The sequence below is a fragment of the Acinetobacter sp. YH16044 genome, assembly GCF_013417145.1.
Classification (GTDB): domain Bacteria; phylum Pseudomonadota; class Gammaproteobacteria; order Pseudomonadales; family Moraxellaceae; genus Acinetobacter; species Acinetobacter amyesii.
This window is the reverse complement of record NZ_VPEK01000004.1, coordinates 22,765-43,056: the sequence shown is the minus strand read 5'-3', so window position 1 is coordinate 43,056 and position 20,292 is coordinate 22,765. Positions and strand designations below refer to the sequence as shown.

The following is a 20,292-nucleotide window of genomic DNA, read 5'->3' as shown; positions in this document are numbered from 1 at the left end:
TTTACAGCTCTTTCGAGCACTTAACAAACTAATTTCTTGTTGCGATTCGTCTTAACTTACTCACATGAATTGTTCTGTCGAGCAAAATTATTTCTTATTCACACCCTTAAGATAAACCGAATTTATCTTTGATGCATGAATAAAAAGTCAAATTTTCTGCTTTTGCAGTTCAGATCAGGGATAACGACTGGATTAATGACTTCGCACTTTTATCGAATCATTTTCGCGCCAAAACAGGGAGAAAAGTTCAATTTACGCACCAATTAAGCAATTTATATGCCAACTTGATGCACTTTCACCTAAGATGGCTGATTACAAGCACTTTTTAGTTATAACAAATAATTCAAATTGTTCTTTTTTAATTTTATGCACTTTTTCTGTGCAGTTTAGACTTTTCCTAAGATGTCTTGCGCTATTTTAGAACTAATTAAATGGATCGGTTACTTCTTGTTCTACCGGTGCAGGTTTTGGACGTGGTGCATCTACACTACTTTGTGATTTTTGCACATCAATCACATTCCCTTCCGCATCACGGCGAGTCACCGTTGTACTTGTCGTTGCATTAGTTGGTGTTGTTACCGTCGCTGCAGCCGCTGCTTTTCGTGCGGCGATTTGAGCTTCATCAATTTTCGGTAAAGGCACAGATTTTAATTTAACAGCATATAACTTTTGACTCGACGACATTTCTTCCGTGCCCAAGTCATTCACATATGCTTGATATTGTTTAAATTCCACCACTTCAGGTTTAATTGAAGCAGGCAAAGCAATGTTGAGGCTCGACATTGCAGCTTTGGCATCATTTTGCGACGAATATGGTCCAGTTAAAATGACATATTGCTCAGGATGGTCTTCACCTGAAAGACGAAGATAAATAAATTTGTGACGCTCAGGCTGCTTGCGTAAGAAGCTTTTTAAAATATCTTCTTCAGAAACCCGAAATAATTCAACACCATAAAGCTTGGCAGAGTCATTAATAAATTTAGTGCCGCGAAATTCTGGCTCATGTTGAGCTGTAGCAACCACACGGGTCGTCATATCAAGTGGACGTACTTCTTCATTTAATGCACCAAGATGGGACATTGCTGCCACTTTCTCTGGCTGAATTTGCAAATCCACTTCGGTTTCAGCTTGCTTTTCAACTTCAACCAATTCTTTGGTATCTGTAATCGCCCAGAAAACCAATGCAGCGAACAGACACACAGCTCCACCCACCAACCATGCATAGTGATGAACTTTTTGCCATTGAGACTGCCGCGCTGCCATGATGTACCTACTCTGCCTGATTTGCCAAAATTGCCTGTTTCATTAACTCAACATCAAACTCTTTGGTGATGATGGCCTGACCTAATGATTTCAGTAAAATAAGTCGTAATTGCCCATTCAATACTTTTTTATCATGGGACATATACGACAAAAATTCCTCTAGCGGAATTTTAGGGCAAACTATCGGTAATTGTGCACGTAAAATGATTTTTTTTGTACGTTCTAAATCTTCAGCAGTGATCCAACCCATACGCTGGGACAAATCTGCAGCCATTACCATCCCTGTTGCAACGGCTTCACCATGTAACCATTCACCATATCCCAAGTACGATTCAATCGCATGACCAAAGGTATGACCCAGGTTTAATAACGCACGTTCGCCTTGTTCTTTTTCGTCATTGGCCACAATACGCGCTTTATGAGCACATGAACGATAAACCGCTTCAGCCAACAAGGTTGCATCACCTGCAACTAAAGCATCCATATGCTGTTCAAGCCAAGCTAAGAATTCAACATCACCTAACAATGCATATTTGATCACTTCGGCCAAACCTGCAGAAAGTTCACGCGCCGGCAAAGTTTTTAATTGCGCCATATCCGCAAGGACCACTTGGGGTTGCTGAAAGGCACCAATCATGTTTTTACCTAGTGGATGGTTAATCCCTGTTTTGCCACCGACACTTGAATCCACTTGAGAAAGCAAAGTCGTCGGCACTTGAATAAAATACACACCACGTTGATAGCATGCAGAAGCAAAACCGGTCATATCCCCAATGACACCCCCACCCAATGCTAAAACCGTACAATCGCGGTTAAAGCCTGCTTCGAGCAAGGCATCAAAAATTAAATTCAAATGCTCTAAATTTTTATACTTTTCACCATCAGGCAAAATACATGTTGCAACAGTTTTCCCTAATGCCTCAATTGCATCTACATAATGTTTTAAATAGAGCGGAGCAACTGTGGTATTAGAGACAATCATCACTTGTTTACCCTGAATATAAGGCTCAAGTAAAGTTTGTGGATCGAGGTCACTACCAATAAAAATAGGGTAGCGACGATCACCAAGTTCAACATGTAAGGTTTGCATGAATTTAACCTTTTCTAACGAGATATATTTTGTGAAACAATTAAATTAAAAATTTTTTGCGCAAGATCTCGCGCGGCACCTTGATTGGTTTCAATAATATAGTGCGCGACTTCACGATAAAGAGGATCACGGGCAGCCAATAAATCTCGTAGCTTTTGCTCTGGATTTTCCACTTGTAGAAGTGGACGATTTTTGTCGCGGTAGGTTCGTTGTAACTGAATTTCCACCGGAGTATATAGATAAACAACAATACCACGTTGTTTTAAAAATTCACGATTTGGGGGCTGAGTCACTGCTCCACCACCAGTCGCCAAGACCAGTTGTTTTTTTGCAGTTAACTCATCAATGACATTCGTTTCACGACTTCTAAAGCCTTTTTCCCCTTCTTTTTCAAAAATCCAAGGAATAGTCGCACCTGTTTTACGTTCAATTTCATGGTCACTGTCTAGAAATTCACGTCCTAACAATTCTGCTAAATGTCGCCCTACGGTTGTTTTTCCTGCCCCCATTGGCCCTACCAAATAGATATTTGGTAGGGTTTCAAACTCTTTGCTTGGCAAGGAGTCACCTATTTCTTTTGTTAAATTGAAAATATATTAATGATTTCTGGTAACACTGTCATTAACAATTCGCGGAGTAACAAAAATCAGCAACTCATTTTTTGCATCGCTTTTCATATCTTTACGGAATAAGCGACCCACATAAGGAATATCCCCTAAGAATGGTACTTTAGTTTGCTTACTTTGTGTTTCCTGATTAAAAATACCGCCGAGCACAACAGTTTCACCATTGTTCACTAAGACATCGGTATTAATTTCATTTTTATTCAGGATGATTTCACCATTATTGGCATACCCTGCTGGTGAGTCGCTTTTGATATTCAGCTTCATTTGCACTTTACCATCTGGAGTAATGCTTGGCGTTACATCTAGACTTAATAAAGCTTCTTTAAACTCGGTAGAAGAAGTCGCATTTGAACCGGTACCCGTTGTGGTTTGATACGGAATTTCTTGACCTGATGCAACTTTGGCTTGTTGTTTATCCGCTGTCAGTACTTTTGGTGTGGAAATCACTTCACCATAACCATCCGCTTGTAAAGCAGAAAGCTCTAAATCCAACATAAAATCAGAAAGACTAATCAAGCCAAAAGCAATTCGACTTGCACCTGAAGTAGTCACACCTAAGTCCACGTTTAAGTTACTTGGACGCTGAATGGTATATTTCCCATCATCGTCCGGTGTTTTTAAGTCCCAAAGTGTGGTATCACTACCACCCACCAATAAATGGTCATTTTGGTTAATCCCTTGAGACAAGAGACCCCATTTCACACCCATTTCTTTGGTAAAGTCGGTAGATGCTTTCACAATACGTGCTTCAACCATGACCTGCTTGACTGATACATCAAGCAAATCCACCATTTTACGAATTTGATCAATGTTTTGCGCAGTATCATTGATAATCAGTGTATTTGTACGCGTATCTGCAGAAATTGTGCCTCGGGGACTTAATAAGTTGCCACGGTCCTCATCAGCATTATTACTATTAGACGAACCAGTGTTTCCTGCTGTTTTAGACTGCGTAATCAGTTTCTCAATATCAGCGGCTTTCGCATAACTCAACGTTAAATATTCAGTCTGTAATGGTGCCAACTTCATACTTTGACGTAAGGCTTTCGCTTCTTCTTCTTCCGCTTTAATCAACTCAGAAACAGGCGCAATCCAAATCACATTACCATTACGACGTTTATCCAAGTTCTTGGTTTTCAGTACGATGTCTAAAGCCTGATCCCAAGGCACATCTTTTAAGCGAAGTGTAATATTCCCTTGTACTGTATCAGCAGCAACCATATTGATTTCAGTGAAATCAGCCAAAAGTTGCAGCACACGACGTACTTCAATGTCTTGGAAGTCTAAAGAAATCTTCTTACCGGTATAATGATTTGCGGCTTTAGGACGTAATGGATTCTTATCTTCCGGACGTTTCAAACTCACCGTTAATTTATTGTCAGTTTGATAAGCCATATATTCATAGCTGCCCGTCGACTGAATGGTAATCACCCCATTGCCACCATCATTATGCGCATCAACAGTTGCAACTGGCGTTGCAAAATCATTGACATTTAAACGGCGAGTCAAATGTGCAGGTACTTTATTCCCTAAAGTACGGATCACCACTTTACTGCCTTGTTGCTGAACATCAACAGGGGTGTTTCCACCTAATAAATCTACAACAACTTGACCTTCACCATTAGAACCACGATGGAAACCAATATTTGAGATGCCCTGTTGCTGACGTTGTGCTGTAGGCTGTACATAACTTGCAGCTTGAGCAGAATTAATTTTTAGAATGAAGGTATTACCTTCAACACGCGTGGTAAAAGCACCCGCATTGGCTAAATTCACAGTTAAGCGCGCACGTTGTGCATCCGAACTCACATCCACAGTGCTCGCTTCAGCCGTTGCCACAGGAATTGAACTTTGTTTTAAATTTTGCTGTGCTTTATCAAAGTCTAAAACCAGTCGTGATGGTTGATCGAGTTGATAAGCTTGTGGCTGCGGCGGTAAGCCATTAAACATCACGCGAATTTCAGTCCCTTGACCTGGAATTTGCATTGGTACCACATTGGTTACACTCACCTGAGCATTGGCAACTTGCATCATCGCCATTGCAACAGCCCCCATCGAAAACTGACGAAACACATGATTCATTGTATTGCCATCCCCAAAAATAAAATCTTGTACACTATTCTTCATTTTTATTCCTTTAAGCTTAAGGTGCTGGTCCAATTAATATGAGACTTCTAGGACGCTCTACATATCCTTCTCGCCCATCCGGAATAATCTCAATCAAATCAATTTGCGTCGGGGTAATATTTACCACTCGACCATGATTGAGCCCCATATAACTTCCACGTTGAATACGTTCAACTTCACCATCCGGTGTCTGAATCAAGGCTAAAATTTGCCCAGATTGGTTACGCATACTACCCTTCATATTTAAAGTTTCGAGTGCATAACTCTCTAAAGGTTGCGGCTGACGACTCAAGTTTGGATAAACACGCTTACCCGCCATGATTTTAAGTTCTGCTGCCAATGAACTTGGTAAGAACGGACTTTTTAAAGAATGCGCTGCATAATTAAAAGTCTCGACAGGCACAAAATCTGGCGCAGGCTCAATCGCTAGTGGAGCTTGATTGCGTATATTTGCCATCTCTTGATTGACCACATCAATACGTGATTCACAACCTGCTAATACAAATCCAACCATCACAGAAAGTGCCAATTTATTCATTTTCATTTTGGAGCCTCCTGCGTGCTTGCTGAATCTGCAGCTTTCGCAGCACTTTCAGTATTTCCTTCGTAACGATATGTTTTCGCAGAAATGACATAATCAATTTTTGGAATATCTGAATTCTTTTCTTTATTTTCAGTTGCTGTAATCGTTAAATTATGCAAAGTCACAATTCGTGAAAGCCCTGCAATACCACTCACAAATGAACCAAAGGCATGGTAATCACCTGTTGCTTCGATATGAATTGGCTGTTCCGTAAAGAATTCTTGCTTCACTTCAGGTTCAAGACGAATAATTTTAAATTTCAATCCAGAATTCACGCCTGTTAAGTTGATATCTTCAACCAAACCTGGAATTTCAGTTTCTTTCGGCAATTGTTCTAATTGTTGATTAAAACGTGCTTCCATATCCTGCAATTGCAATTGATATTGTTGCAAATTACGTAGTTTTGAATCTTTTTCACGAAACTCATTCAACAAATTTTGTTCTTGTGCATTGGCACTTGAAATGGCTTCAATCTTGCCTTTAATCGCCAAGAAATAGCCCAAAATTGCCACAAGGATAATGATAAAAATCCAGCAGGTAATTTTGACTGAAATTGGCCAACTACCATAATTATTCGGATCTAAGGTATTGAACTGCTGTACAAACTTATCAAAAGTCATTTTCTTTTTCGGAATGACAACAGCATCTTGATTCAATTGTTCAAATTCATCACGACTCATTTTGCAGCCTCCGGAGTTGGTGTTGCTGCAGTTTGTGCGTCAGATGTTTGCGCCGATGAAGCTGACTGTCCTGCATTTGCTGCTGGATCATTAATGGTCGGCTGCGCAATTTGCTCCAAATCAGCAGTCACAGTAAATGCACCATAAGATTCTTCTACGCGAGGAACCACTGACGTTGGCGCTTTGTCTTTTTTCTCTTCAGCCACAAGGAATGAGCTCATGAAGGCATTACGATACCAAGGTGATGCTTCCAAATTACGCAGTAAATCTGCAACAGTATTTGGACTTTCCGCACGCCCTTCGATCATAAATTTGTCGCCATTACGCTCAAATTTTGTGATGTACATATTGGCAGGTGTCACACGAACCAATTCATCTACAAGATGTACTGCGATTGGACGTTGACCTTGTAAGCCTTGAATCAACTTCATACGTTCAATAATGGCATTACGCTGTTCTTGTAAACCATCCAAAGACTTTAATTGAAAATCTAAATTTTGGTTATGACTGATAATCAATTGGTTCGCTTGTTCTTGATCTTTTAATTTGTGATCAAAGTACAACCATGTTAAACCAACCCCAATTACCCCAATTAAAAAAGCCCCAATACAAAGTGCAATAAATTCTTTTTTTCGTTTCTCTCTTAGCTCATCACGCCAAGGGAGCAAGTTAATTTTTGCCATTAATCAAAACTCCTCAATGCTAGACCGCATGCCACCATGAGTGATGAGGCATCATTTTCAATTTTTTTAATATCAATTTGAGGTGAAAAACCCATTTGTAAGAATGGATTGGCAATCGTGACACGGTAACCCAATTTTTGTTGAAGTAGTTTTGCAAGCCCCGGAATATTGGCATTCCCCCCTGCCAATAAGATGTGGTCAATTTCGTTGAACTGTGAAGATGAGAAGAAGAACTGTAAAGAACGCGCTGCTTGTTGAACGACAGCTTCTAAGAAAGGTTCTAAGACTTCAACATCATAGTCATCTGGCAAGGCACGTGTTTTTTTCGCACGACCCGCTTCTTCGAAAGACAATGCATAGCGATTTTGAATTTCCTGTGTCAATTGTTTGCCACCAAACACTTGCTCACGGGTATAAATCACTTTGTTATTCTGCATAACAGATAAGGTCGTCATACTATGACCAATATCTAAAATACCCACGGTATTTACACCCATTGGCAAAGTATCTGAGAAAACTTTAAATGCATTTTCAATTGCAAAGCTTTCTACATCGCCAATTTTTGGTGTCAGACCCGCAAGCTGAATAACTTCCGCACGCGCTTCGACATTTTCAATACGCGTAGCGACAAGTAGAACATTGACACGATTTGGATTGGATAAACGATCCGGCAAGACCTCAAAATCAAGGCTCGCTTCATCAAGTGGGAACGGAATATATTGCTCAGCATCATCACGAATCTGAATTTCACGTTCATCATCGTTCATATCTGCGTCCATTTCGATGATTTTTGTAATCACCATCGAGGTTGGAACCGCCAAAGCTGCATTGGTCGTCTGTGTATTGGCCAAATTAATTGCGCGCTCTAAACAGTCACCGACAGCTTCCGGATTCAATATGTTCTTTTCAACAACACTTCCTTCTGGTAATGGTACCAAAGCATAGCTTTCTACCCAATACCGCCCACTCTTTACAGAAAGTTCCAAAACCTTAACAGAAGTCGAACTAATATCTACTCCTATTAACCCCTTATTTGGCTTACGATATAACCTGAGCACAATATAATTCCTATTATTTTTTTATCCCCAAAAAAATTAACCCACTAATTAGCATTGGTCTATAATTTTATACAGATACAATAACTCATCTAACAATCCGTATATCGAAAGGATATACTGACCACCAATTAGTTTGCCATTAGCTCTTATTAAAACTTACTTGTTATGAAAAAGCTATCTTGTTCAGGCCTTGTTCATCCATTTTTTTTGGCCATTATTATTATTTTGGTCGCAATTCCAATGGGTTTCTATGGCATGTATCTCTATATTGCCCCGTCTTTGCCTGAAATGTCCATCTTAAAAAAGGCTCCATTATTAAAACCATTACAGGTTTATAGTGCTGATAATGAGCTGATTGCAGAATATGGTGGCAAACTTTCGGTCCCTGTAGAGTACGACCAAATCCCGTCTCATTTCATTCATGGCTTTTTAGCTGCGGAAGATTCTTCGTTTTTTGAGCACAGCGGAATTAGTTTCAAAGGATTGGGACGTGCTGTCAGTGAAAGTATTACGGGTTCAGATGTGCAAACGGGTGGTTCAACCATTACCATGCAGGTTGCAAAAAACTATTATCTGACTCCAGAACGTACTTTAAAACGTAAACTGACTGAAGTTTTCCTTGCTCGAAAAATTGAACAGAATCTAAGCAAAGAAGAAATTTTAACGCTGTATGTCAACAAAATCTTTTTGGGCAAAAATGCTTACGGGATCGCTGCAGCTGCAAAAATTTATTATAACAAGAGCTTGCAAGATTTGAGTTTGGCTCAAATGGCAATGATTTCAGGCTTACCCAAAGCACCATCAAAATATAATCCTGTAGCCAACCCAAAACGTGCTTTAGAACGTCGTAATTGGATTTTAGGACGTATGTTGCAATTGGGTTATATCAATCAATCTGAATATCAAAAAGCGATTGCTGAACCAATTAATCTCGATATGCCTGACCGTGGGGTCAGCAATAAATTTCCCTATGTAGGCGAAATGGTTCGCTCAGAATTAGTCGAAAAGTTTGGTGAACAGGCGACTGATTCAGGCTATAAAGTCTACACCACCATCAACAGCCAACGCCAAGCCTATGCTGAGCAGGCTGTACAAGAAGGTCTCGAAGCTTACGATAGACGACATGGTTGGCGTGGTTCAGAAGCACATGATGAGCCGTTAAAAAACTTTATTCCATATGCCAACACCTATCCTGCCGAAGTGACTAAAGTCAACAACACTAGTATCGAAGTGTTGATGCAAGACGGCAGTAGTGTGACAGTTCCATGGTCAGGTCTGTCTTGGGCACGCCCCTATCGCAATGCCAATAGTGTAGGCAATGCGCCAAGCAAAGCCTCACAAATTGTAAAAGTTAAAGATATTATTCGCCTACGTCCGAATGCGGATAAAAGCTCATGGGCTTTAGTGCAAATTCCAAAAGCACAAGGTCAATTGATTGCACTTAATCCTAACAATGGTGGTATTGAAGCCATTGTCGGTGGTTATAATTTTTATCAATCTAAATTTAACCGTGCTCTACAAGGTTGGCGTCAGCCGGGTTCAACTATTAAACCTTTTGTTTATGCTTTAGCACTTGAACGTGGTATGACACCGTACTCCATGGTCAATGATAATCCAATTACCATTGGCAAGTGGACGCCTAAAAACTCTGACGGTCGCTATTTGGGGATGATTCCTCTACGCCGCGCCCTCTATTTATCACGTAACACGGTCTCTGTTCGTTTATTACAAGTTGTCGGGATTGAACGTACTCGTCAATTATTTATGGATTTTGGCTTACAAGAAAACCAAATTCCACGTAACTACACCATTGCTTTAGGTACCCCACAAGTGTTACCGATTCAAATGGCGACAGGTTATGCGACTTTTGCCAATGGTGGATATCGCATTCAACCGCACTTTATTAGCCGTATTGAAGATGCTTATGGCAAAGTGATTTATCAAGCCAATCCTGAATATGCATGTATTCAATGCATCAATCAAAAGGACGAAGTTGAATCTGCAGATCCGACCACGCCGGATGATGAAGTGATTGAAGTCACCAATCAGGATAACAAGCCCGCTGAATCAAAAATTTCCGATACTGAAGCAGCAAACTATAAACAAGCTCAGCGGATTTTGAAGTCGAGTTCGGCCTTTGATATGGCGAACATCTTACGTGACGTGATCCAACACGGTACAGGTCGTGCGGCATTAAAAATTGGTCGCGGTGATTTAGGTGGTAAAACCGGTACAACCAATGATGCAAAAGACGCGTGGTTTGCTGGATTTAATGGAAAATTGGTCACTGTGGCTTGGGTCGGTTTTGACCAACCCTCTACTTTAGGTCGCCGTGAATATGGTGGTGTTGCAGCATTGCCTATTTGGTCAGATTTTATGGCGAAATCACTTAAAGGCACACCTGAAGCTTGGGTGCGTTTAGACACCCATGCCAAGAATCCAATCAACCGTAATTCGGCTAAAGCGACTCAAGGTCAACCTGAACAAGATCGTGCAGCAACGCCACCAATGGCTCAACCGCTGTATCGTCCTGCTCCTGTTGCACCGAAGCCTCAGGCTTCGCAAAATGATTTTGACGACCTTCCTGGGTCTACTGAAACCAATCTTGCACCTACTCGAACTGCGCCACCACCAATGCAGCCTAAACCACAAAGTACAGAGCATAAAACTGACGCACTTGATCATCTCATCGATCAAGTTCAGTAAATACTGCATAAAAAAAGCCCTCAAACGAGGGCTTTTTTATCACTTCCAATGCATTATTTCTTTTTAAAGAGATAAATTTGATACTGCGCTTGCAACTCAAATTGTTCATTTTTTTCTAGAGCTTCTCGACGCTCAGCTTTCACTTTATAGGCATAAGGCGTCATTGCAATTAAGTTTTTGAGATCCTGCTGAGAAAGTGACATTTTCGCTTGAACCACTTGTTCACTTTCCAATTCAAAATCATTCGCCAGTTGTTCCACAAATTTATGCGGTTCATGTAGTTTTACTTCTTCAAACAGGGCTTCACGCATTGCATAAAGATGCTCTGGCGCAGGTGTGACCACCATCAAGTGCCCTTCAGGCTTTAACACACGAAGGATTTCTTCTTGAGGAATAGGACTAAATAAACTCGTACACAAGTCAATCGAATGATCTAATACAGGTAAGGTTGCCCCTGTCCCAACCACCCAAGTCACCTCTTTATTCAGTTTAGCGGCCACTTGTACTGCATTTTTAGCGATATCGACACCCACACACTGTAATACTTCAGCTTGCATCGCATTGGTGTAATAGCCTTCACCACAGCCAATATCCAACAAGTTTTCAACCCTTAATTTTTGAATCAAAGCCACTACTGCCTGTTGCAAAGGTGCATAGTGACCTGCACTTAAAAATGCTCGACGCGCCTGTACAGATTCAGGCGTATCACCCGGGTTTTTACTGTGTTTATGCTGAACCACATGTAAATTGACATAGCCTTGTTTTGCAACATCATAGCTATGATTATTTTCACAGCGCCATGTCCGCTCTGTGAGTTTCAATGCTTCACGGCATACAGGACACATCAACAGGTTCATCATTTACTCCACTAGATTTTGAAATAAAAAAACCGGCATCTGTGGGAGCAAATGCCGGTTTCGTTTATTTATTTGCTTAACGTAATTTTAAAGTCATTAGACCTAAAACTACCAGCATAATTGTAATAATCCAGAAACGAATCACCACCTGCGTTTCACGCCATCCCTTTTTCTCATAATGATGGTGCAGCGGTGCCATTAAGAATACGCGCTTATTCCGCATACGCAGCGAGCCAATTTGCAAGAAGACAGAAATAGCTTCAACCACGAAAACACCGCCCATAATGGCAAAAACGATTTCTTGACGAACCATGACTGCAATCGTACCGAGCATCGCACCTAGAGATAAGGCACCGACATCACCCATAAACACTTGAGCAGGATGTGCGTTAAACCATAAGAATGCCAAACCAGCACCGATCATTGCCGCACAGATCACGACAAGTTCAGATGCGTATTTCACATAAGGGATATGTAAATAATCGGCAAAACGAACATCACCAGCCAGATAAGCAAATACACCTAAACCTGCGGCAACCAGAACGATTGGCATAATTGCTAGGCCATCTAAACCATCGGTTAAGTTCACAGCATTAGATGCGCCGTTAATCACCAAATAAGTAAAGACAATAAAGCCAATACCGAGTGGAATAATAGACAATGGAATGCTAATTTCTTTAAAGAATGGAATCAGCAGATCCAACATATTTGAGGTATGTACTGGGTTTGCTTGCTGTGTCGCAATCACATAGAGCGCAATACCGGCGCCTAACGATGCCACAGAAGTCCAAAAGAATTTCTTCTTCGCAGGTAGACCGGCATTATCTTTATAACGGATTTTAATCCAGTCATCGGCCCAGCCAACAGCACCAAAGATCACCATAACGCCAAGTACAATCCATACATAAGGGTTTGAAAGATCGGCCCAAAGTAAGGTTGAAATCCCAATAGACAGTAAAATCAACACACCGCCCATAGTCGGTGTGCCCATTTTTTTGGCATGATTTTCAGGTGCAAATGAACTGACTGCCTGACCATATTTGAGAGCTTGCAATTTGCGGATCATCACAGGTCCAAGCAACAGACCAATGGCCAATGCCGTTAAGACACTGAGTAGCGAACGAAGCGTTAAATAACGAACAACCTGAAACGAGCTGTGATAACCCGCAAGCTGCTCAAATAACCATAACAGCATTAAAGTTTCTCCATCAATTCAGCCATCAAAGTTTCCATGTGGGTATAACGAGAACCTTTAAACAGGAAACTCATGGACTGAGGCTGATGTGTTTTGACTAGACTAATTAATAACGGTAAGGCCTGTTCTTGAGATAGAAAGGCCTGTAATTTTTTACCATATTGGGTACTGCGCGCGCCTTCTTGTACGGCTGGTGAAAACTCACCGACAGCAACGACAAATTGAAGACCGGCGTGTGAAACAAGGTCACGTCCCAACATGTAGTGCTGCTGTGCAGCAGATGAACCTAACTCACCAATATCCCCAATGACCATGACTTTGATGCCATCTTGCTGTGCAAGTACATCAGCAGCAGCACGCATTGAGGTTGGATTTGCATTGTAAGTATCATCAATAAACAAATAATCTTTATGTTGAATAAAATTTAGACGACCTTTGGCACCTGTTGCATGTTCAAGACCCACAACGATGTCATCTAAACTCACGCCAATCGACAACGCAAAAGCTGCGGCAGCAGTTGCATTTTGCACATTATGCTCACCCGCAAATGGCAGTTGAACAGGACGCGAACCTTGTGGCGTATTTAAGATAAATCGTGAAGATTGAGCCTGAAGCTCCGTCTCAGTCGCAAAGACATCCCCACCCTGACCAAAACTCATTAATTGTTCAGTTTGCACAGCTTGACGAATGGCATCTGTAAAATCATCTGCCGCAGGCACAATCGAAGTTCCTGTTTTCGCTATATGTGCATAAATTTCAGACTTGGCACGACAAATGCCATCACGCCCACCAAATTCACCCATATGAGCAGTACCAATATTTAAAATACCGGCAACCTGAGGCTGTACCAAATTTGAGGTGTAATCAATTTCACCCTTATGACTGGCACCAAGCTCCATCACGGCATACTGATGTTCTGGACGCAACTCAAGTAACATCATCGGTACGCCAAGGTCATTATTTAAATTACCGCGCGTAATTAATGTTGGTGCAAGACGAGAAAGGATACTCCCGAGCATCTCTTTGGTCGTAGTTTTACCACTGCTTCCTGTCAAGGCAATTACTTTTAAAGCTGGGTTTTGGGCACGACGAAATGCACCCAAATGCCCAAGCGCCATACGTGTATCTGCAACCACCAACTGACAAATATCCACATCGACCGGATGACTGACAATGGCAATTTCACAACCCTTTTCAGCCACTTGAGCAAGGAAGTCATGCGCATCAAAGCGTTCACCTTTCAGGGCAAGAAAAACGTCACCTTGCTCTGCATGACGTGAATCGGTCAAAATTCGTTTCACAGGACCTGTCGGCGCTTGATTATTATGCCAGTGACCTTGTGTCGCTTGAACCAACTGTTCGGCAGTCCAAGGTTCTAACGGAACCGTACTGGTCGTTGAAGTATGCATATCTGTTTCCTATTGCGCTGGATAAGCCGAGTCAGTGTTGTGATGCTGTGAATCAATCGCTGATTTCACTTCCACCACATCATCAAACCAATGTCGAACACCATCAATTTCTTGATAGTTTTCATGGCCTTTACCAGCAATCACCACAATATCACCCGCTTGCGCATGGTTGACTGCGAATTTAATCGCTTCACGGCGGTCATGGATTTCATGGACAGTTTTTCCAGTGAAATCAATACCAGCCTTCATATCTGCAAAAATTTGTTCTGGGTTTTCAGTACGTGGATTATCTGAGGTAATCAACGCAACATCTGCATGGTTTAATGCCGCTTGAGTCATCAATGGACGTTTACCACGGTCACGATCACCGCCACAACCGAACACTGCCCATAACTGTTGCGATACATGACGTTTTAAGGTCTGTAACACTTGAATCAAGGCATCTGGTGTATGTGCATAATCCACTACAAACAAGCGTTCATCATCACGGATCACTTGCATACGGCCCGGTGCACCTTTTAATTCGGGCGCAGTTGCGATCAAGGCAGATAAATCAAAACCTGCTTGCTCCGCTGAAATTAAGCTGGCCACAATATTTTCAATATTGAAGTGCCCCAATAATGGACTTTGCACCACAAATTCAGCTTGAGCAGTACGCAATTTAAATTGTGCGCCCGTTAAGCTGTATTGAATATCGGTCACTTGATAATCCGCAGCCTGACGCGTTGAATAAGTCAAAATTTTAGGCTGAGCCGGATTTTGACGTGCAGCATTCATCATCACTTCGGCATGTTCATCATCGAGATTGATGACTGCAACTTTGAGCGATGGAAACTGAAATAAACGTGATTTCGCTTCAGCATAGGCTTCAAGGGTTTTATGATAATCCAAATGGTCACGACTTAAATTGCTATAAGCGGCAATTTCAATAGCACACCCATTTAATCGACCTTGTTCTAATCCATGCGAACTTGCCTCAATGGCAGCAAACTCTGCTTCTTCAAGTGCATAGGTATGCAACGCATTTTGCATATGCAACGCATCTAAAGTGGTGTGAGAAGAGGCTTCTAAATTCGGTAAAATTCCGTTCCCGGTAGTTCCCATCACTGCACATTTTTTGCCTTGCAGCATGAGTAATTCAGCGATTAAGCGTGAGATCGTGGTTTTACCATTGGTACCCGTCACTGCCAAAATTCGTGCAGCTTGAACCGGTTGAGTCGCCTGTAAATATTGCTTTTGCCACTGCCCCATCAATTGACGCACATCAGCGATTACGACACTTTGATCCAAGCCCAAATCAGTTTCGGAAATAACTGCCAACGCACCATTTTCTAACGCTGTACATGCAAATTGTGCTGTTTTTTCAGGTTGCGAAAACGAAGTCAGGGCAATAAATATTTGCCCTGCTGTAACTTTGCGACTATCCAGATTGAAGCCTTGAAAGGATTGCGACATCCATTCAGCGGGCTGTTCAACGGTGTATAGATCTTGAAACGTAATTTTCATTCATCACCTATTACTGGATCTTAGGAGTGTCTAAAGGTTTATCTAAAGGTACGTTCATTAAACGTAAAGATTCTTGCATTACACGAGCAAAAACGGGTGCAGCCACCAGACCACCGTAATACTGACCTGTTGGGTTTTCCACCACAACAATCATGGCCAAACGTGGATCACTCACTGGTGCGACACCAGCAAAGAGTGCACGATATTCTGAAGTCGAATAACCTTTACGGTCTGCACGTAATTTATGTGCTGTACCAGTTTTACCCGCCACGCGATAACCCGGAATATTGGCTTGACGTGCCGTACCACCCGGTAAGGTCACCGCTTCCATCATTAAAAGCACTTGATCAGCAATTTTAGGGTCAACCATCTGCTCACCTTTCGGCTTTTCCTCAAGCTTGTACAAGCTCAGTGGCATTTTGACGCCCTTGTTGGCAATCATGGCATAAGCATCTGCCAGTTGGAGTACTGTAGCGTTCAAACCATAACCATAAGCCATGGTCGCTACTTCAGACACATTCCATTTACTCTTCGGCAAAATCAGACCAGCACTTTCACCGGGGAATTTCACCGCTGAGCGTTGACCAAAGCCAAGACGTTGATAGAACGTTGGTAATGTTTCATAAGGGAGAGATAAAGCGATTTTTGCCACACCGACGTTAGACGATTTTTGAATAATGCCGCCCAAAGTCAGAGGGCCATAGTTATGCGTATCTCGGATAGTATGATTCCCTACACGCATAGAACCCGGTGTAGTATTTACCACCGTATTTGCCGTGTATTTACCGCTTTCCAATGCCATTGCCACGGTCATTGGCTTCATGGTTGAACCTGGCTCAAAGGAGTCAATCGCACCACGGTTACGCATGGCATCTTTATTTAAGACACCTTTTTTATCATTCGGGTTGTACGACGGCCAAGAGGTCATCGCCAAAATTTCACCCGTTTTAACATCCACGGCAATCGCGGTTGCAGAACGTGCGTTATTGGCTACGCCGGCTGCAGTCAACTCACGATACATGATGTATTGCAAACGTGAATCGATACTGAGCGTGATATTTTCGCCCGACTCGACTTCTTTCACGATCTCAGGGTCTTTCACGCGGTTGCCCTTTTTATCACGGACAATTTGCTGCGCACCATCAACACCTGAAAGACGTTCATTCAGCTGCATTTCCAAGCCTTCAATACCCATGCCCTCACTATTGGTTAAGCCAATAATTTGTGAGTTGGGCTGAGGCTGTGGATAGTAGCGCTTATAGTTTTTCTCAGTATATACGCCCTGAAAGTCACGTTTCATGATCAATTCAGCTTGTTGCGGCGGTACTTCTTTCTTTAAAACCAAATAACGTGAACGTGGACGCTCATTCATTTTGCGTTTCAGTTCAGCACGATCCATCCCGACAGCATCGGCAAGTTCATCTAAGCTTAGATTTTTATCAGGTAATTGCCGTTTTAACTTCCGGTTGTTTGGATCTTTAGCCAATTCAGCCGTGGTTTCTTCAAAGAGTTTTTTATTGTCAAAATAATCACGTGGATCGATCACGATTTTCATGATCGGGGTACTAATCGCTAAAGGCACACCGTGACGGTCATAGATGACACCGCGCATGGCTTTTAAGGTTTCAGTTCTTAAAATTTTGGCATTGGCTTTATTTTGTAAAAAGTCTTTATTGATGATTTGTACATAAAAAGCCCGCCCCACCAATGCAATGAAGCACAGTAAAACCACCGCCCACATCAAGTGATAGCGCCACATCTCCACCGAAATGGCTGTACGACCAGTAACAGACTGCTGTTTCTTACGCGGAGTTTGTTTGTTTCTCTTTTCAACCATGTGACCGGCAGCCTATTTTTTCTGTTCTGGAGTTTGTGGCAATGAAATAACAACGGTTTGTGCAATAGGAGGCGAATACATGCGTAATTGGGTAACTGCACGTGTCCCAATTTGGGCTGTTGCACCGAAAGTTTGTTGTTCGATCAGCAAACGTCCCCATTCTGCGTTGAGGTCATCCCTTTCACGCATATAGGTACTCAATTGACGATAATCTTGGCGATATTCAAAGACTTGAAAGACCACCATAATCGCACTCACAAAAACCAAGAGCAATAAAATGCCGTATGTAATGATTTTCTTCGACTGCGATTGATCAGAGTTTTTTTCGATTGCTTCGGTTTTCATTCTTTGCCTTTTAAGCTAAACGCTCTGCCACACGAAGCCAAGCACTACGAGATCGTGGATTGGCTTTAACTTCTTCTTCACTTGCTTTAATTCGTGACACTTTTTTTAAGCGGCGGGTATCTTCGCGTTTTTGTGGTAAACCCCAGCCTGTGTCTTCTGCAAGTGTAGATTCTTTTTGAATAAATTGTTTAATTAAACGATCCTCTAAAGAGTGGAAACTGATCACTGCAAGAGTGCCTTCAGGTTTCAGCATATCCACCGCTTGAGGTAAGAAGATATCAATATCGTCGAGTTCTTTGTTAATAGCAATACGAATTGCTTGGAAAGTTCGTGTTGCTGCATGTTTATTTTTTTCCCATTTCGGGTGGGCAACTTTCACGATTTCAGCCAATTGAGCTGTGGTTTCAATATACCCTGCCGCTTTAATTGCTTTGGCAATACGGCGGCTATAACGCTCTTCACCATATTTAAAAATAATATTGGCCAAATCTTCTTCTTCAATATCAACCAACCACTCTGCGGCTGTTGGACCTTGTGAGTTATCCATACGCATATCGAGTGGGCCATCTTTCATAAAGCTAAAGCCACGCTCTGCTTGATCTAGCTGCGGAGATGAAACACCCAAATCCGCCATAATACCGTCGACCAAATCGATACCACGACTACGCAGTTCTTCTTTTAAATCGGCAAAACTGGCGTGAATAATTTTAAAACGCGTATCTTCTTGTTCTAATTCTGCTGCAACGGCCAATGCTTGCGGGTCTTTATCAAAGGCATAAACACGTGCATTTTCATCTAATTTAGACAGTAATAAACGCGTATGACCACCACGCCCAAATGTGCCATCTACGAAAATTCCTGTATTGCGATCTGCCAGTAAAGCATCAACAGTTTCATGAAGTAATACAGAAATATGCGACATAGGGGTTCGTTCAACACAGCTAAAAATGTAACTGCACATTATTACCTTGTTTTAGCAAAGCTCCAAACGTCTTTTTGTACAGAAATATTACTTTCCATAGAGAAAACCGTTTTTATTTTTTGCCATCCATTAAAAAACCTCCCGAAGGAGGTCTTTGAACATCTCAAATCATAGATTTCGATGTATTAGCGCTTGTTATTGTAGATCTGATCGAAGATCGCACCATTCACAAAATGTGTTTGTTGAGCTTTTGCCCAGCCACCAAACACTTCATCGATGGTAAAGGTTTTTAATGGCGGGAACTGTGATTTATATTTTGCTAAAACTGCTGCATTACGTGGGCGATAGAAATGACGAGCCGCCATCTCTTGACCTAATGGAGAATAAAGATAATTGATATAGCCTTGAGCTAACCATTTATTACCATTTTTATCGACAGTTTTGTCCACGATCGCCACTGAAGGCTCAGTCAAAATCGACATCGATGGATATACGATATCAAATTTGTTTTTACCCAAAGTTTTTTGAGTAACTAAAGCTTCGTTTTCCCAAGTCAATAACACATCACCAATACCACGTTCTGCAAATGTAGTCATCGATGCACGTGCCGCAGAGTCCATTACTTTTACGTTATGGTACATCTTACCCACGAAATCTTTGGCTTTCACTTCATTACCACCCGGCTGTTTCAAAGCATAACCCCAAGCTGACAAGTAAACCCAACGTGGGAGACCGCCAGTTTTCGGGTTCGGGGTAATAATTTGTACACCCGGTTTGGTTAAATCAGACCAATCTTTAATATGTTTCGGGTTGCCCTTACGTACCATGAATACAATCGTTGACGTATATGGCGCTGAGTTATGTGGAAACTCTTTTTGCCAACCCGGCTGAATCTGACCAGACTTCACAATTTCTTCGATGTCATTGGCCAAGGCCAAAGTCACGACATCACCTTTTAAACCGTCAACCACAGAACGGGCTTGTTTGCCTGAACCACCATGTGATTGTTTAAATGCGACCGTTTTACCGGTACGCTCTTTCCAATATGCACCAAATGACTTATTAAATTCGTCATAAAATTCACGCGTTGCATCATAAGAAACATTTAAAAATTCACGATCAGCGGCCTGAGCAGACGCTGAAAATGCAACACCAGTGGCAAGCAACGCGGCACTGAGCCACGCCTTAAATTGAGTTTTCATAACAGCCAGCATAAAGTTATATTCAATACTGCTAAATATATGAAATAAAGTCATAAATCGCAATTGCAGCGTGTTTAGACGCTTTGTTGAATACAGCTAAGGCTACGAATTTAATTGTTTGTTTTTCATATTAAAATACACAAAAACAATCTACTTATTCCCTATATATAGATTTTTATGCATTACATATGCAAAAAACGGAT

At 41.7% G+C, this 20,292-nt stretch carries 17 protein-coding genes; 1 reads left to right on the top strand and 16 read right to left on the bottom strand.

Translation table 11 applies throughout. The features are described 5' to 3' along the window. Positions 1 to 423: 423 nt before the first annotated feature. The 8 genes from FTV38_RS04070 to FTV38_RS04035 all read right to left on the bottom strand — a co-directional run bounded on the left by FTV38_RS04070 (position 424) and on the right by FTV38_RS04035 (position 8,110). Positions 424 to 1,263 (bottom strand): hypothetical protein, encoded by an 840-nt coding sequence (locus FTV38_RS04070; protein WP_168378178.1) that lies wholly within the window; start codon positions 1,261 to 1,263, stop codon positions 424 to 426. A gap of 7 nt (positions 1,264 to 1,270) precedes the next feature. After that, the gene (gene aroB / locus FTV38_RS04065) at positions 1,271 to 2,353 is read right to left on the bottom strand and encodes a 3-dehydroquinate synthase (RefSeq protein ID WP_180021512.1); all 1,083 of its coding nucleotides are present in this window, start codon (positions 2,351 to 2,353) and stop codon (positions 1,271 to 1,273) included. A gap of 14 nt (positions 2,354 to 2,367) precedes the next feature. After that, positions 2,368 to 2,913, bottom strand: coding sequence for a shikimate kinase AroK (gene aroK, locus FTV38_RS04060; RefSeq protein WP_078189378.1), 546 nt, complete (start codon positions 2,911 to 2,913; stop codon positions 2,368 to 2,370). Positions 2,914 to 2,949: 36 nt separating this feature from the next. Then, complete coding sequence (gene pilQ, locus FTV38_RS04055; protein WP_180021662.1) at positions 2,950 to 5,061, bottom strand: type IV pilus secretin PilQ; 2,112 nt, start codon at positions 5,059 to 5,061, stop codon at positions 2,950 to 2,952. A gap of 61 nt (positions 5,062 to 5,122) precedes the next feature. Beyond that, positions 5,123 to 5,650 (bottom strand): pilus assembly protein PilP, encoded by a 528-nt coding sequence (locus tag FTV38_RS04050; RefSeq protein WP_078192530.1) that lies wholly within the window; start codon positions 5,648 to 5,650, stop codon positions 5,123 to 5,125. Then, complete coding sequence (locus FTV38_RS04045) at positions 5,647 to 6,369, bottom strand: type 4a pilus biogenesis protein PilO (RefSeq protein ID WP_078189381.1); 723 nt, start codon at positions 6,367 to 6,369, stop codon at positions 5,647 to 5,649. The genes FTV38_RS04050 and FTV38_RS04045 overlap by 4 nt, the downstream gene beginning before the upstream one ends. Next, complete coding sequence (locus FTV38_RS04040) at positions 6,366 to 7,052, bottom strand: PilN domain-containing protein (RefSeq protein ID WP_180021510.1); 687 nt, start codon at positions 7,050 to 7,052, stop codon at positions 6,366 to 6,368. The genes FTV38_RS04045 and FTV38_RS04040 overlap by 4 nt, the downstream gene beginning before the upstream one ends. Continuing rightward, positions 7,052 to 8,110, bottom strand: coding sequence for a pilus assembly protein PilM (locus FTV38_RS04035; protein WP_078189383.1), 1,059 nt, complete (start codon positions 8,108 to 8,110; stop codon positions 7,052 to 7,054). The genes FTV38_RS04040 and FTV38_RS04035 overlap by 1 nt, the downstream gene beginning before the upstream one ends. Before the next feature lie 165 nt (positions 8,111 to 8,275). Here FTV38_RS04035 and ponA point away from each other — a divergent pair, with 165 nt between their 5' ends. Next, entirely contained in the window at positions 8,276 to 10,816 is a 2,541-nt protein-coding gene (ponA, locus tag FTV38_RS04030; protein WP_180021508.1) for a penicillin-binding protein PBP1a, read from the top strand. Between the two features lie 53 nt (positions 10,817 to 10,869). On the opposite strand, the gene FTV38_RS04025 is transcribed toward ponA, so the two are convergent. From FTV38_RS04025 to FTV38_RS03990, 8 genes are all read right to left on the bottom strand, one after another. Further along, a complete protein-coding gene (locus FTV38_RS04025; RefSeq protein ID WP_180021660.1) occupies positions 10,870 to 11,673 on the bottom strand; it encodes a putative RNA methyltransferase in 804 nt (267 codons plus the stop codon). A 76-nt stretch (positions 11,674 to 11,749) separates the two neighbouring features. Next, a complete protein-coding gene (mraY, locus tag FTV38_RS04020; protein ID WP_078189386.1) occupies positions 11,750 to 12,868 on the bottom strand; it encodes a phospho-N-acetylmuramoyl-pentapeptide-transferase in 1,119 nt (372 codons plus the stop codon). Next, entirely contained in the window at positions 12,868 to 14,277 is a 1,410-nt protein-coding gene (murF, locus tag FTV38_RS04015) for a UDP-N-acetylmuramoyl-tripeptide--D-alanyl-D-alanine ligase (protein WP_180021506.1), read from the bottom strand. The genes mraY and murF overlap by 1 nt, the downstream gene beginning before the upstream one ends. A gap of 9 nt (positions 14,278 to 14,286) precedes the next feature. Next, positions 14,287 to 15,783 carry a UDP-N-acetylmuramoyl-L-alanyl-D-glutamate--2,6-diaminopimelate ligase gene (locus FTV38_RS04010; RefSeq protein ID WP_180021504.1) on the bottom strand — a complete coding sequence of 499 codons (1,497 nt, stop codon included), beginning with the start codon at positions 15,781 to 15,783 and terminating at the stop codon, positions 14,287 to 14,289. A gap of 10 nt (positions 15,784 to 15,793) precedes the next feature. Then, the gene (gene ftsI, locus FTV38_RS04005; protein ID WP_078189389.1) at positions 15,794 to 17,620 is read right to left on the bottom strand and encodes a penicillin-binding protein PBP3; all 1,827 of its coding nucleotides are present in this window, start codon (positions 17,618 to 17,620) and stop codon (positions 15,794 to 15,796) included. Positions 17,621 to 17,632: 12 nt separating this feature from the next. Beyond that, positions 17,633 to 17,965, bottom strand: a complete 333-nt coding sequence (gene ftsL / locus FTV38_RS04000; protein WP_078189390.1) for a cell division protein FtsL — start codon at positions 17,963 to 17,965, stop codon at positions 17,633 to 17,635. 10 nt (positions 17,966 to 17,975) lie between these two features. Continuing rightward, complete coding sequence (gene rsmH / locus FTV38_RS03995) at positions 17,976 to 18,887, bottom strand: 16S rRNA (cytosine(1402)-N(4))-methyltransferase RsmH (RefSeq protein WP_180021502.1); 912 nt, start codon at positions 18,885 to 18,887, stop codon at positions 17,976 to 17,978. A 185-nt stretch (positions 18,888 to 19,072) separates the two neighbouring features. Next, positions 19,073 to 20,089, bottom strand: coding sequence for a sulfate ABC transporter substrate-binding protein (locus FTV38_RS03990; RefSeq protein WP_180021499.1), 1,017 nt, complete (start codon positions 20,087 to 20,089; stop codon positions 19,073 to 19,075). Positions 20,090 to 20,292 lie beyond the last annotated feature (203 nt).